Annotated in this window: 8 protein-coding genes; 7 read left to right on the forward strand and 1 reads right to left on the reverse strand. The window is 59.0% G+C overall.

Features of this window, described 5'->3' with window-relative positions; genetic code table 11:
• Positions 1–124: 124 nt before the first annotated feature.
• The 3 genes from AC1RKH_RS11350 (at position 125) to AC1RKH_RS11360 (ending at position 7,074) form a co-directional block, all read left to right on the forward strand.
• Positions 125–1,156 carry a histone deacetylase family protein gene (locus tag AC1RKH_RS11350; protein WP_493062725.1) on the forward strand — a complete coding sequence of 344 codons (1,032 nt, stop codon included), beginning with the start codon at positions 125–127 and terminating at the stop codon, positions 1,154–1,156.
• Positions 1,157–1,168: 12 nt separating this feature from the next.
• Positions 1,169–2,284 carry a polyamine ABC transporter substrate-binding protein gene (locus AC1RKH_RS11355; RefSeq protein ID WP_493062726.1) on the forward strand — a complete coding sequence of 372 codons (1,116 nt, stop codon included), beginning with the start codon at positions 1,169–1,171 and terminating at the stop codon, positions 2,282–2,284.
• A 161-nt stretch (positions 2,285–2,445) separates the two neighbouring features.
• A complete protein-coding gene (locus AC1RKH_RS11360; protein WP_493062727.1) occupies positions 2,446–7,074 on the forward strand; it encodes a dermonecrotic toxin domain-containing protein in 4,629 nt (1,542 codons plus the stop codon).
• A 407-nt stretch (positions 7,075–7,481) separates the two neighbouring features.
• On the opposite strand, the gene pdxR is transcribed toward AC1RKH_RS11360, so the two are convergent.
• Positions 7,482–9,044 (reverse strand): MocR-like pyridoxine biosynthesis transcription factor PdxR, encoded by a 1,563-nt coding sequence (gene pdxR / locus AC1RKH_RS11365; RefSeq protein ID WP_493062728.1) that lies wholly within the window; start codon positions 9,042–9,044, stop codon positions 7,482–7,484.
• A gap of 104 nt (positions 9,045–9,148) precedes the next feature.
• On the opposite strand from pdxR, the gene AC1RKH_RS11370 reads away from it, so the two are divergent.
• The 4 genes from AC1RKH_RS11370 to AC1RKH_RS11385 all read left to right on the forward strand — a co-directional run bounded on the left by AC1RKH_RS11370 (position 9,149) and on the right by AC1RKH_RS11385 (position 13,483).
• On the forward strand, positions 9,149–9,778 hold the full coding sequence (locus AC1RKH_RS11370) for an FMN-binding negative transcriptional regulator (protein WP_493062729.1): 630 nt from the start codon (positions 9,149–9,151) through the stop codon (positions 9,776–9,778).
• A gap of 2 nt (positions 9,779–9,780) precedes the next feature.
• Positions 9,781–10,227 (forward strand): GNAT family N-acetyltransferase, encoded by a 447-nt coding sequence (locus AC1RKH_RS11375; protein ID WP_493062730.1) that lies wholly within the window; start codon positions 9,781–9,783, stop codon positions 10,225–10,227.
• 17 nt (positions 10,228–10,244) lie between these two features.
• The gene (locus AC1RKH_RS11380) at positions 10,245–10,916 is read left to right on the forward strand and encodes a GNAT family N-acetyltransferase (RefSeq protein ID WP_493062731.1); all 672 of its coding nucleotides are present in this window, start codon (positions 10,245–10,247) and stop codon (positions 10,914–10,916) included.
• Between the two features lie 350 nt (positions 10,917–11,266).
• A complete protein-coding gene (locus AC1RKH_RS11385; RefSeq protein ID WP_493062732.1) occupies positions 11,267–13,483 on the forward strand; it encodes an autotransporter outer membrane beta-barrel domain-containing protein in 2,217 nt (738 codons plus the stop codon).
• Positions 13,484–13,525 lie beyond the last annotated feature (42 nt).

Genomic DNA, 13,525 nt, shown 5'->3' on the forward strand with positions numbered 1-13,525 from the left:
AGGGGCGAATTTCGGTCAAACCTTTTGGCCATATCTATCCCCTTTTGGCCGCTCCTGCCGTTCTCTGAATCCGCGCACGCCGCAAGACTGTGTTCAACCGAATCAGCCTGCGGAGAACAAGAAAATGCTGACGATCTACTCGGACGATCACCACCTGCACCACGGACGCTGCGAATTGATGGACGGGCAACTGATGCCCTGCTTCGAAATGCCCTCGCGGGCCGACCACGTTCTGGCACGCGTTCAATCCCGTGAGCTGGGGCCGGTGGAAGCGCCGCAGGATTTCGGGCTGGGGCCGATCCAACGCATTCACAGCGACGACTACCTGACGTTCTTCAAAGGTGCCTGGCAGCGCTGGACCGAGTTCGAGCGCGACGGTGATTTGCTGCCGTACACCTGGCCGGCGCGCACACTGCGCCGCGTCATACCGACCAGCCTGCACGGTCAGCTCGGCTACTACAGCTTCGACGGCGGTGCACCGATCACCGCCGGCACCTGGCAGGCAGCGTATAGCGCAGCGCAAGTGGCGCTGACCGCCCAGGCCGAGATCCAGCGCGGCGCACGCAGTGCGTTTGCCCTGTGCCGTCCACCGGGACATCACGCCGCCAGCGACTTGATGGGCGGTTATTGCTACCTCAACAACGCCGCCATCGCCGCCCAGGCATTCCTCGATCAGGGTCACCAGAAAGTCGCGATCCTCGATGTCGACTACCACCACGGCAACGGCACCCAATCGATTTTCTATCAGCGCAGCGATGTGCTGTTCGCCTCGATCCACGGCCACCCGGAAGCCGAGTTTCCGTTCTTCCTCGGTTACGAAGACGAGCGCGGCGAAGGTGCCGGTGTTGGTTTCAACTTCAACTACCCGTTGCCCGCAGGTTCTGGCTGGGACAGCTGGAGCGCCGCACTGGAACAGGCCTGCAAAGAGATCGAAAACTACGGCGCCGACATCGTGGTCGTGTCCCTGGGCGTGGACACCTTCAAGGACGATCCGATCTCCCAGTTCAAGCTCGACAGTCCGGATTACCTGGCGATGGGCGAACGCATCGGTGCCCTCGGCAAGCCAACCCTGTTTGTGATGGAAGGCGGCTACGCGGTGGAAGAAATCGGCATCAATGCCGTGAACGTTCTCGAAGGTTTCAAAAGCGCCCAATGAGGAATTAGAACAATGAATCAACTCAAGCGTTTTATCGCGCCGGCACTCTTCACCACAGTGCTCTGCGCCACGGTCCTCAGCGGCGCCGTACACGCCGAAGAGCGCACCTTGCGGGTCTACAACTGGTTCGACTACATCACCCCCAAGGCCCTTGAAGACTTCAAGGCCGAGAACACCAAGGTCAAACTGGTCTACGACATCTTCGACACCAACGAAGCGCTGGAGGCCAAACTGCTCACCGGCAACTCCGGTTACGACGTGGTGGTGCCGTCCAACGTGTTCCTCGCCAAGCAGATCGAAGCCGGGGTGTTCCAGCCGCTGGACCGCAGCAAACTGCCGAACTGGAACCACCTCGATCCCAAGCTGATGAAGCTGATCGAAGCCAACGATCCGGGCAACAAATTCGCCGTGCCGTACATGTACGGCACCATCCTGATCGGCTTCAACCCGGACAAGGTCAAGGCCGCGCTGGGTACCAACGCACCGGTGGACAGCTGGGACCTGATCTTCAAGGAAGAGAACATCAGCAAGCTCAAGCAGTGCGGTGTGGCCCTGCTCGACTCGCCGTCGGAGATCCTGCCGCTGGCCTTGCAGCACCTGGGCCTGGACCCGAACAGCAAAAAGCCTGCGGACTACGACAAGGCTGAAGCGCTGCTGATGAAGATTCGTCCGTACATCACCTACTTCCACTCCTCCAAGTACATGGCCGATATCGCCAACGGTGACATCTGTGTCGCCGTCGGTTACTCCGGCAGCTTCTCCCAGGCCGCGAACCGCGCCAAGGAAGCCAAGAACGGGGTGATCGTCGACATGCGTCTGCCGAAAGAAGGCGCGCCGATCTGGTTCGACATGCTCGCGATCCCCAAAGGTGCGAAAGATCCGGAAGACGCCTACACCTTCATGAACTACCTGTTGCAACCGAAAGTCATCGCGCCGGTCAGCGACTTTGTCGGTTACCCGAACCCGAACAAGGACGCCACGGAAATGGTCGACCCGGCGATCCGCAACAACCCGAATCTGTACCCGACCGAAGCGGCGATGAGCACGCTCTACACCCTGCAACCGCTGCCGCGTGATGCGGAACGGGCACGGACCCGGGCCTGGACCAAGATCAAGTCCGGGACCTGAACCCCCCATCGTTTACGCGACATTGAAGACCCGCCCCGTGCGGGTCTTTTTTTACCTGACGGTATATTTAAGTACCGCCCGACCGATCCCGCACCCCGCTACTTTCCGAACCTGACCGGCGCGTTTGCGCGCACGTCCCAGTCCCTCAGAAAGGAATGCGCATGTCCTCTACCGAAACGAATGCTGTCGAAGCCGATCCGGCATCCAGCAACCCAAATGATCTGCTGACCCAACTGGTCACCGGCCCCTCGATCAGAGAGGTGGCCTCCCGCGTTCTCCAAGACGATCTGAAACAACTTTACCCACAACTGGACATTGATCCCGGGGTGGCGATGGTCGCCACGCCGAGCTGGGAAACCGCCGACGGGAAGGTCCAGCCCGGACCATTGGAATTCGAATCCCTGACAGACACGCTGATCCGGCACATGGCCTCAGGCAAGTCAGTGACCTACCTCGACGGTGAACACTTCCTGAGCCTGAATCCCAGTGCGATCACGCCCATCCACCTTCCGGTCAGGATCGATGCAATCGGGCGCCTGATCAATAAGCTGTCCCCCCTCCTGTTGGTGGCTTACCAGGAACAACAACTCGAATACTGGGACCAACCCACCCAAGGCACGACCCTGCGTTGGCAGGCGTTGTCGCAGTCATTACGTCAGGTCTGGAACGTAGAAAAAGTTGGGGCCTGGGATGTGCATCAACTGGCCATTGCGCGCAATGTCTTCAATTATCCCGACGCAACGTTGCGCGGCCCCCACGACACTTATAAGACCCGGGTCTGCCTGATCGACTTCGACCGGCTCGATGGCACAGTGTCCAGCCACCTCAATCGTACGGATTTGACGGTCGTGATCGGCACCATCGGGACCCGCACGATCATTCTGACCCATTCCGTCACCACAGGCTTCCAGGCGTATGAATCGCTGGAGAAACTGGGCGAGGCCCTGCCCAAGTACGTTGAAAAGCTACCTCCCGAGGCGACGCTTCAATGGCGCCTGTTCGAACCCTCCGGGAATTTTTTTGATCATCAGGCCATCGCACTGATTGCTCTCCAGGCTGATGCCATTGCCGGCCTGGAGTTTGCACAACGGGCCAGCAGACCGGCGATCACCACCGCCCCCCGTCCCGCAGCAGAGGTGAGCGGTACGACTCAAGCCGAGCAGGTTTCGCACTTCGAAAAGGTGCAGCGTCTGATCCCCGAATGGCTGAACAACGCTTCGCCATTCGATCTGGGTTGCTACAGTCGACACCTGTTGGATCTGGCGCTGCTACAACTGCGTAACAGCGGAAAATCCTTCGACGACGATATTGCTCCGATCAAGACATTCGCGCTGGATGCACTTCGAGCCCACATGCTCAAAAGCCACAGTGACGTTGCCCTCATGAAGCTTGAGAGCGTCGAGATCGTTATTGTCAGTCAAGTGGTGTGGGGAGCATTCACGGCCCCCGGCATGCGCGAGACCACACGCCTGGACCTTGCCGAACTGGCGCTCGAAAACCTCATCGCCCTCCCGCTGGGTAACCAGTCGGTTCAGTACAAAGACGGCACAGCGGTGCCGGACTGGATGACACCCGCCTATCTAAAGACCGCCATCAGCGCCGTCGATATCGGTGCGACCTACCCGGCGTGGGTCAAGGGCAAGCTATTGGATGACCCGCTGGAATCGCTGCGGCGTCAACGCCTCTACGCCAGTAACCTGCGTATCCAGCTGGCGCTGCAAGCGTTGCAAAGCAAGATCCTTGGCGAACACGGCATCGACGAGCGGGGCTATCGTTACGTTGTGGCGGTGATGAATGAGCTGAATACCGATCGGTGGGTGGACGGGCTAGAGATCGTCATTCGCCCTCTGGCGTTCATCCCCAGCCAGCGGGATAGCAAAACCTCTGACGAAGTCACCAACATGTATGTGATCGGTCCGCGGGACATGGACAAGGGGCCTTGCATTCTCTATCGCCCACTGCTTGAACAACCGTTGACGCAGTACCCCACGGCCGCCAACCTGCTGTATGCGATCAAACACTCCAAAGAGCTGCGGGCATCAACCCTGGCGTGGTTGCCGGACAACGTTCGGTTCAACTATTCACAGTATGTCTTCCCGGGGAAATTGCCTTCGGTCTGGACGGTGTCACAACTGCTGATCAACCCAACCATTTCCTTGCAGATGAGCGGACCGGTATTGCTTGGGCAGAGAGTGATCGAGCATGACCGCCTGATGAAACTGTTCAAGGCCAACGCCAACGCTCTGATCATGAAGGGTGAACGGGATTCGGTGTCCAATGCCGAAAGCCGCTGGGCCAGCTTCAAACAACACGCCTGGATGATATTCAGCGCCGTGTTGCCGTTTCTCGGTCGCACCGCCGGAACGGCTGCGTGGATCTGGCAGATTCTGGACGACCTGCAAGAAGGCATCGACGCCCGGGAAAACCAGGATACGACGGCACAATGGTCCGCCCTGACCGACTTGTTCCTGACCCTGGGCATGGTGCTGGCTCACCACGCAAGCGCCCGGCGCCAACCCGCGCGAGACCGCGTATCGCAGACCGAAACAGCCATCATTGTCAGCGCGGAGAAAAACCCGCCGGCCCAGACCCCGGCCAGCATACAACTGCCTGATATTGCTGACGATTATCTGCCAGCCGAACACCAGACCTCACTTCATCCCACCACCGTACTCAATAGCAGCAGCCAAGGGCTGGGGCCAACCCTGGACCGCTACAAAATCCCCAAACCTCAAGGACTCGGGGCGGCCAGTACCGAAGGTTTGCACAAGCACCTCTATGAACATCAGTCCAAATGCTATGCCCCGGTTGGCGAACGATGGTTCGAGGTCTTCGTGAATGACGATGGAATCGTTCAGATCATTGATACCCGCCAGGAACCGCCCATCAACGGACCGTTGTTGATCAACAACGCCACAGGTGAATGGTTCATTGATATCAGGCTGCGGCTGCGTGGCGGCGGCAAGAACAGCAGGCTCAAGGCATTACAACAAGCGAACGCAACCCAAATCGCCAACATCAAGACTTATCTGGCCGACTTCGATGCGCAGATGGCATCCAAACGAAAAAGTATTACCGACGCCTACAACGCTATGAAAAATGCCACCGCAGGCGCAATCGACGCCACTCGACAAACACTTCTCGAAAAACTGGAGGCACGCACCGACGAATATGAAACCACGATCGAGAAAATCAAATCGCTCAATCTGGTCGAGGAAGTGCCTAACTATCGTGACGCGATGATCGAAATACTGGGAACTCAACTGTTTTTCAACCAAACCTGGATCGACCAGAAATACCCGGCATTCGTCGAGGCCCTGCGTCTGACCATGGAACATCTCGATGCCGAAGAAAACAACGCCCCCCCTCCTCCCGCCGGCACGTTTAAAACCATGTCAGACCTGACCCAGGGCATTATTCAGAAGGTTGAATTCGCTCAGTCGCGCTTCCAGGAGTTGAAGCGTCTGGGCAAAAACGCCGAGCAATTGTCCCTTGAGTATCAAGCAAAACTCCCAAAATTCGACCTCCAGGACCTCAGGTCCCTTCAGGTCACCCTCGCCCGCGAGCTGTGCCTCAAACCTGGCGAAACGCCCGAACTGTCCGCAGCCAAAACTTCCATCGAGCAGATTGTCGAAGATGCCGATCTGATGGTGAATAGTGCAATGGAGTTGATACGCGATGAGCAGGTGCTGAGCACGGGTGACCGGATCGAGGCCTTGAACAGCCTGGTCGACCAGTTCGCCGCTATCGAACAGCGCCTGCAGAGCTTCGCCGGTACGTACCCGGAGCAGATTGTCAAAGAACAATTTGAGCGACTGCAGGGCCGCGTTGATGAGTTCAATCAGCAGACCGTCGGGCATCTGGCGGACCTGCTGCGCGAGCAGCGACTCCTGGAGCCTACACCCGGCCCGTCACGCACCTCATCGGCATCAAACAAGAGAGTCATCAAGACGCGCTTCAAAGGCACCGTGATCGGCCATACCCGCAAAACCGAGCCCGGCCACCCGGTCCTCGTGGATGTCACCGCGCCAGTGACCGGCAAGGTGATGGCCACCTTCCACGAAAAGACCCCTGGGGTCTGGGTCGAGCGGCTGAAGAAGAAACCGCAGGCCCCTAGAGCGCGCTTGCCTGATCCGGGGACACGTATAGCAGCAGGAAAATCACTGCTGGATACTCTGCCCGCCTTTACTCAACGTACCGAAGCTGACTCAGAACAGCCCTGGCAGCTTCCGGTGGAAATAGAGGAAGCGTTCCACCAGCAGGCCTCCCGCCTTGAAGACGCCGCCAAGGCGATCAACGCAGCGCTCCTCCAAAGCAATGCCACGCAGGACCATACAAACACCGCACGACCGGTATTGACCCAACTGGCCAAACAAACCACCCGGCTCTACGCCGAGGGCCATCGCCTGCGGCTCAAGATGACCAAACTACAACCACCTACCGCCGCACGCGTCGAGTGGCTACACAGCAAAGGCGAAGTCGACATCGTGCGAGTGAAAGACCGGAGTCGACTCAAAGGGCCGCGCCGGGATTATCTGCAGGAATACGAAGTGCGTGAGGCCAAAACCGCCCGCGTGCTGTGGTACGCCCACTTTCACTACGCCCAGCTCAAGGATGGCGTCCAGTCCTATACCGCCGCTCACCTGAAAACCCGCGAGCAACAGCGGCTTGGCCGTTTCGATATAGGGCCGAGCACCAGCGACCAGGAAGCGATCAAGATCTATCGCAGCGAGATCAGCCCTCAGCTGGCCCGATCGCTGTTCTTCTCTCAGGCCCCCGCGTCCACCTGACCGTTACCACAGACCCACCTGCCGGTGGGTCTTTTTAACCGCAGTCATCGACCCCAGCTTCACCGGCTGTTACGCCCATTATCGGGTGCTGGCGCCGCCCTCTCTACGCCGGTCAAAAAGGAAAATGACCATGCCTCAAGTATCCACAACCACACCCTCAAGCAACGCAACGCTGTTACTGGACAGAAGTAATCTGGCCAGCCTGGCCAGTCAGGGCCCCACACTCAACGATGTCAGCTCGCAGGTGCTGCGCGAAGCACTGAAGCAGCTTTATCCGCAGCTCGACATCGACCCCGACGAAACACTGATCGTCACTGCGTCGAATCACCAGTGCGTCCACCCAATCACTGTTCCTGACACTCGAGCCCCAGTGACCCGTAAAAAGGCTGTTCTGCCGACCAGCCTTTTTACCGACGCCAGGCACTGCGCAAACGCGCAAGCGCTGACTCGATGGCCGCTTCCGGCACTGCCGCAAAACCCAGCACCAACCCCGCTCGCTGATCCACCGGAGTGCTCGAATCCGGTAACCAGTAACTGCTCAGGCCATTGATCTCGACATCAACACTCGCCGCCGCTTCGATCAATTCGCGTTCACGGGCCTGTGTATCGACCGTCACCGTCAAATGCAGTCCTGCCGCTACATTTGGCAGGCTGCCAACGCCGGGGATATCCACAGGCCAACCCGCCAGCAAGGTGTTGCGCCGACTCAAGGCCGCACGCCGCATACGGCGGATATGCCGCTGAAAGTGCCCGGCGGCCATGAATTCGGCCATCACTGCCTGAGTGCTCACCTCTGAATGGCGCACATCCACCGCACGGCGCTGAGCGAATGCCTCCACCAGGCCCATCGGCAGCACCAGATAACCCAGCCGCAATGCCGGAAACGCGACTTTGCCGAAGGTGCCGACGTAAAGCACCCGGCCCTGGCGATCCAGCGCCGCCAAGGGCGCCAACGGTGCACCGCTGTAGCGATATTCGCCGTCGTAGTCGTCCTCGATGATCCAGCCGTCGGTGCGCTCGGCCCAGGCGAGCAATTCCAGACGCCGGGCCAGGCTCATGATCACCCCGGTCGGATACTGATGAGACGGCGTGACATAAGCCAATCGGCAGTCACTCAAATCAGCCAGTTCGGCGCAGTTGATGCCATCGCTGTCCACCGAGACCCCATGCAAACGCGCCCCTGCCACGGCGAAGGCGTGCCCGGCCGCGCGATAGCCGGGGTTTTCCACAGCCACCCCATCGCCGGGCTCCACCAGCAGCTGTGCACAAAGGCTAATCCCCTGCTGTGCGCCACTGGTGATCACAATTTGCTCAGCGCTGCACTGCATGCCGCGCGAGCTGCGCAAATAGGCCGCAATTAATCCACGCAAGCGCTCGTCACCTTCGGGCGCGCCGTAGCACAGTTGCTGTAAATCCGGTTTGCGCCAGAAAGCCGCATTCAGCTTGGCCCAGACCTCGAACGGAAACAGATCGAAGGCCGGTACACCAACCCGAAAAGCCCTCGGTGGACCACTTGGCGGCCTGGGCAAATGGTGCTTCTCGACCCGCTCAAGAGCACCGCCGTGGATAACTTTACTGGATGTAACCACAGGTAAATCCAGCCAATTTGTGGATAACCCTGTGGATAACCCTGTGGGTAAGCCTGTTGACAACCCTGTGGATACTTTTGTGGATAGTTTTTTCGCGGGCAATGCAGTTTGCGGCAATTGCGCCACGTACGTGCCGTCACCCACCCGCCCCTCGATGAAACCTTCGGCATAGAGTTGGTCATAGGCACGGACCACGCTATTGCGCGAAATCGACAACGCCGCGGCCAGATCGCGGCTGGCTGGCAAGCGTGTGCCACTCACTAGCCGACCGTCGAGCACACGCAGGCGTAATGCCTGATAGAGCTGGCGACTCAAGCCCTGACGGCGATCGAGTTCGATACCCGTCGGGTTGAACGACAGGGACAATGGCGGGTTGTTCATGGCAATGGAACCCTGCTAATGGACCTACGAAATTGGCTGTTAATGGCTCTTACAACAGACCAATAGCCTGCCTAGGATACAGGCATTCGCCAAGGAAAATATCCATGTATACCCCCAGCGCATTTGCCATCGAAGACCTCCCCGCACTGCATCAGCAGATCCTCGACACACGCCTGGCCATATTGGTCACCCATGGCGAGCGCGGCTTGCAGGCCAGCCATTTGCCGCTGTTGCTAAGCCCGGAACAAGGCCCTAACGGCACCCTTTACGGCCACTTGGCCCGAGCCAATCCACAGTGGCAGGAACTGGAGGCCGGTGCCGAGGCGCTGGTGATTTTCGCGGGGGCCGATGCTTACGTCAGCCCATCGTTTTACCCAAGCAAAGCCGACCACGGCAAAGTCGTACCGACCTGGAACTACGTAGCCGTGCACGCCTATGGCAACGCCGAAGTGTTCAGCGATGCCCATCGCTTGCGCAATCTGGTCAGCGCCCTGACCGATCGCCATGAAACCGGCCGCGCCACGCCATGGAAGGTCGACGATGCGCCGCCCGACTACATCGATGGCATGCTCAAGGCCATCGTCGGCTTCGCCCTGCCCATCCAGCGCCTGGAAGGCAAGCGCAAGCTCAGCCAGAACCGCAGTACTGCAGACATCGCCGGTGTGCGCGAAGGGCTGATCGCCAGCGCCAACCCGCACGACCAGGCCCTCGCCCACCTGATCCCCAAGGAATGATCATGAGTCAGATCGAGATTCGCCGTGTCACCGCCAACGACCACGCCGCCTGGCAACCGTTATGGCAAGCCTACCTGCGCTTCTACGACACCGAGTTGCCGGACACGGTTTATCAGAGCACCTGGCAACGCTTGCTCGATCCAGAGGAGCCGACCCACGCAGCCCTCGCCTGGGTCGACGGCAAGGCCGTGGGGCTGGTGCACTTCATCTACCACCGTTCCAACTGGAGCATCGAAAATGCCTGCTACCTGCAAGACTTGTTGGTGGCGCCTGAGCAACGCGGCACTGGTATCGGTCGATTACTAATCGAATTCGTCTACGCCACCGCCAAGGCTGACGGATGCTGCAAGGTTCATTGGCTGACCCACGAATCCAACGCCACCGCGATCCAGCTCTACGAGCGCATCGCCGAACGCCCGGGTTTCATTCAGTTTCGCAAAACCTTTTAAGGTTCAAGGAGAGCAGCATGTCGACCTCACTCGCGGACTGGAAAGGCGTTCCAGCGCCCTCGGTTCAACTGATCGAAGGGCGCTTCATTCGCCTGGAAAAACTCGACCCGGCGCGCCACGCCGATGGCTTGTTCAAAGCCCTGCAAGGCCCGGGCGCCGACCCGAAACTGTGGGATTACTTGCCTTACGGCCCGTTCCCGGAGCGCAGCGCGTTCAACGATTGGCTGAACAACCACGCGGCCAACAGCGACCCGTATTTCTTCAGCGTGATCGACCGCGCCACCGGAGAAGTGCAAGGCATCCTCAGCCTGATGTCGATCGTCCCGGCCCAGGGCCGCATCGAAATCGGCCACGTCACCTTCGGCGCACCGATGCAGCGCTCACCGAAAAGCACCGAAGCCGTTTACCTGCTGGCCAAAGAATCGTTCGCCATGGGCTACCGTCGCCTGGAATGGAAGTGCAACAACGGCAATGCCCGCTCCAAATACGCGGCCGAACGCTTGGGCTTCAGTTTCGAAGGTGTGTTCCGCCAGCACATGGTGGTCAAGGGCCAGAACCGCGACACCGCGTGGTATTCGATTCTGGATTCGGAATGGCCGGCGATTGGGGCGGGGTTTGAGAAGTGGTTGTCTGATGAGAATCAGACGGACTCCGGTCAGTTGAAAACGCTGGTTGAATGCCGGGGATAACCGCCCCTAACAGCAAAAGATCGCAGGCTGCGATCTTTTGATTTTTACGATACAGCAGAGGCAGGCTCGCGCTTAAGCTTCTGCTCATCGACTCCGAACAAATCCAGCTCACCATCCGACTATGCAATTTATTGCAGATATGGTTTCCAAGCCTTCGCAAATCGACACATCCGAGAACGGCGTAAGGAAAAACGTCAGTGCAAGGAGGCCAATGATAATGCGACCTCGTGGGTCTACCCATTTCTACAACCGAAGCTCCAGCGTCTTTCGATAGCGCCGGAAATGCCCGGCATCGGAGCATGTGCCCGGCCTTTTAGAGTTCGACCTCCCCAAGGAAGAGGTCGTATTCAATGCCCATTCTGCACACTCATCGTCCACATTATCTCGCCCTGGCTATCACCCTCGCCTTCGGCGGCATCGAAATGTCCCATGCTCAGCAAACAGAGTCCGCAGTCACCGAGGCCAAGCCCCGTCCCACAAAAGCCCAAAAACCTGCGAAACCCAAACCCGACATCCCCGCCACCACAGCAGCGGCGTTGATCACCGCCGATAACAGACAAGCAGCTCCTGTTCCTGATCCGCTGCTCGTCGACAACACCACGGCCAGTGAAGGATTGATCGCTGCACTGACACCTGAACTCCCGGTGGAAGTGACGACCAATGCCCACAATGTGAAGCAATACGACCTTGCCGAACCCTCGGTCCAGGAGTTGTTCCTCGCATTCGCCAAAGCACCCACCACTTTCCACAGCCGAATCGCAACCGCCCTCGAGACCATCGATGGCGTTGCCGCGAAGTACGGTGACGGCGATGACCTGGTCGTCCTGACCAGCGGTGTCCGACAGGAAGGCGTAATCGATGGCGGCGGTGGCTTGAACGGTTTGAGACTGAATGCCGTCGAGGGCGGCACACTGGGCGAAACCCGCAACTTTAGGGGACTGCTGGTCGAACAGGGTGTCTGGAGACTGACCGGCTCCGGCGACTTCAGTCATGGCACCGGAGTTCTCAAGGACGCTGCCCTGTACAATCAGGGCAGTATCGCTGGCGATGTAGAGGTCGAATCCGGTGGCCACTACGGCGGTGGCGGCTCAGTCAACAAGCTGTTTGTGTATGGCGGCTTGTCGGCCAATGCAGCTCTTGGCGCCGCCAGGGTTCGTCAGGATCTGTACCTGAACGAGGGTGCCGTTCTGTTCTACGGCATCGACGCCGAAGGCCGAAGCGCTACCGTTGTTGTCGAGGGAACGGCAATCATCAGCGGCTCTACGCTGGCTATCAATGCGGCCAATGCCGATCACCTGCCGACCAGCGAGCATGTCGTGCTCCAGGCTGGCAACGTCGAGGGAACGTTCGCCACCGTCACCAACAACCTGGCTTACATGACGCCCACCCTGGCATACACCGACACCTCCATCGCCCTGACTTACGCCCGCAACGATATGTCGCTGGAAAGCGCCGCCACCACCGAGAATTCCCGCCAAGTTGCCAACAGCCTCGACTCAGATAAAAACGGCACAACGCAAACATCGAAGACCGATGCGAACAATGCCGCTATCAATGCCCTGCTCACCAGCAACATCGCAACGGCCGCCATAGCGCTGGAGCAACTGGCCGGCGGCAGCAATGCCAACCTCGCCAATGCCACGTTGAGCAGCGTCAGGCCGGTCAGCGCGAGCATGCTTTCGACCCTGCGCGAGCTAAGTAACGATGCAAGCCTGCAAGATCGCTCGGCAACCGGTCACGATACCAACGGCAGGGTCTGGGTCCAGGCGCTGGGCAACTCCGCAACCCTCGATGACAAACTGGACGACAGCGCCCTGCGGCAACGCACTCACGGGGTGGTGGTGGGGGCCGATTGGTCACTCGATAATGAATGGCGCGTAGGCGTACTCGGTGGCAAATCACAAACTCGCCTGGACGGGGCGCTACTGGACGGCGATCTCGACAGCTGGCACCTCGGCGCCTATGCCCTGCGCCAAAGTGGTCCGCTGGCCCTGCGCTTCGGCGCTACCTACGGCAGTCATGACGGTACAACCAAACGCAATATTGCCTTCAGTCGTTACAGCGACAGACTCAAAGGCAGCTACGACGCCAGCAGCCAGCAGGTTTTCGCCGAAGTCGGTTACAACCTGAGCAGTGGCGCCTTGCAGTTCGAACCTTTCGCAAGCCTCGGGTATGAACATTATCAACGCGACAGCTACCGGGAAAAAGGTGGCGATGCTGCGTTGAAAGTCGACAAACAAACCCAGCGCAACATGAACAGCACCTTCGGATTACGCCTGTCGCACCATAGCCAACTTGAAAACGGCATGCGCCTGACTCCATACACAAGCGCTGGCTGGAGACATACCTATGGCGATCTCACAGGTCAGGTACGCCAGACCTTTGTGGTGGGTGGTGAGACATTCGACATCGAAGGCATTCCACTGGATCGCAACAGCCTGACACTGGAAGCGGGGTTGGATCTGAGGGTCTCGAAGCAGCACTCTCTGAGCGTTGCCTACAACGGTGGGATGAGCAGCAACAGCCACGAAAACGGCGTGATGGGTCAGTGGCGGATGAGTTTCTAAAACACTGACAACAGCGGACAAAAAAAAGGGGGGCACATGCCC

The organism is Pseudomonas sp. GW822-FHT06B12 (assembly GCF_058799675.1).

Bases quoted from the DNA above. Each gene is read 5' to 3' on its own strand.
- AC1RKH_RS11350 (WP_493062725.1), top strand. From the start codon at position 125: ATGCTGACGATCTACTCGGACGATCACCACCTGCACCACGGACGCTGC.
- AC1RKH_RS11355 (WP_493062726.1), top strand. From the start codon at position 1,169: ATGAATCAACTCAAGCGTTTTATCGCGCCGGCACTCTTCACCACAGTG.
- AC1RKH_RS11360 (WP_493062727.1), top strand. From the start codon at position 2,446: ATGTCCTCTACCGAAACGAATGCTGTCGAAGCCGATCCGGCATCCAGC.
- pdxR (WP_493062728.1), bottom strand. From the start codon at position 9,044: ATGAACAACCCGCCATTGTCCCTGTCGTTCAACCCGACGGGTATCGAA.
- AC1RKH_RS11370 (WP_493062729.1), top strand. From the start codon at position 9,149: ATGTATACCCCCAGCGCATTTGCCATCGAAGACCTCCCCGCACTGCAT.
- AC1RKH_RS11375 (WP_493062730.1), top strand. From the start codon at position 9,781: ATGAGTCAGATCGAGATTCGCCGTGTCACCGCCAACGACCACGCCGCC.
- AC1RKH_RS11380 (WP_493062731.1), top strand. From the start codon at position 10,245: ATGTCGACCTCACTCGCGGACTGGAAAGGCGTTCCAGCGCCCTCGGTT.
- AC1RKH_RS11385 (WP_493062732.1), top strand. From the start codon at position 11,267: ATGCCCATTCTGCACACTCATCGTCCACATTATCTCGCCCTGGCTATC.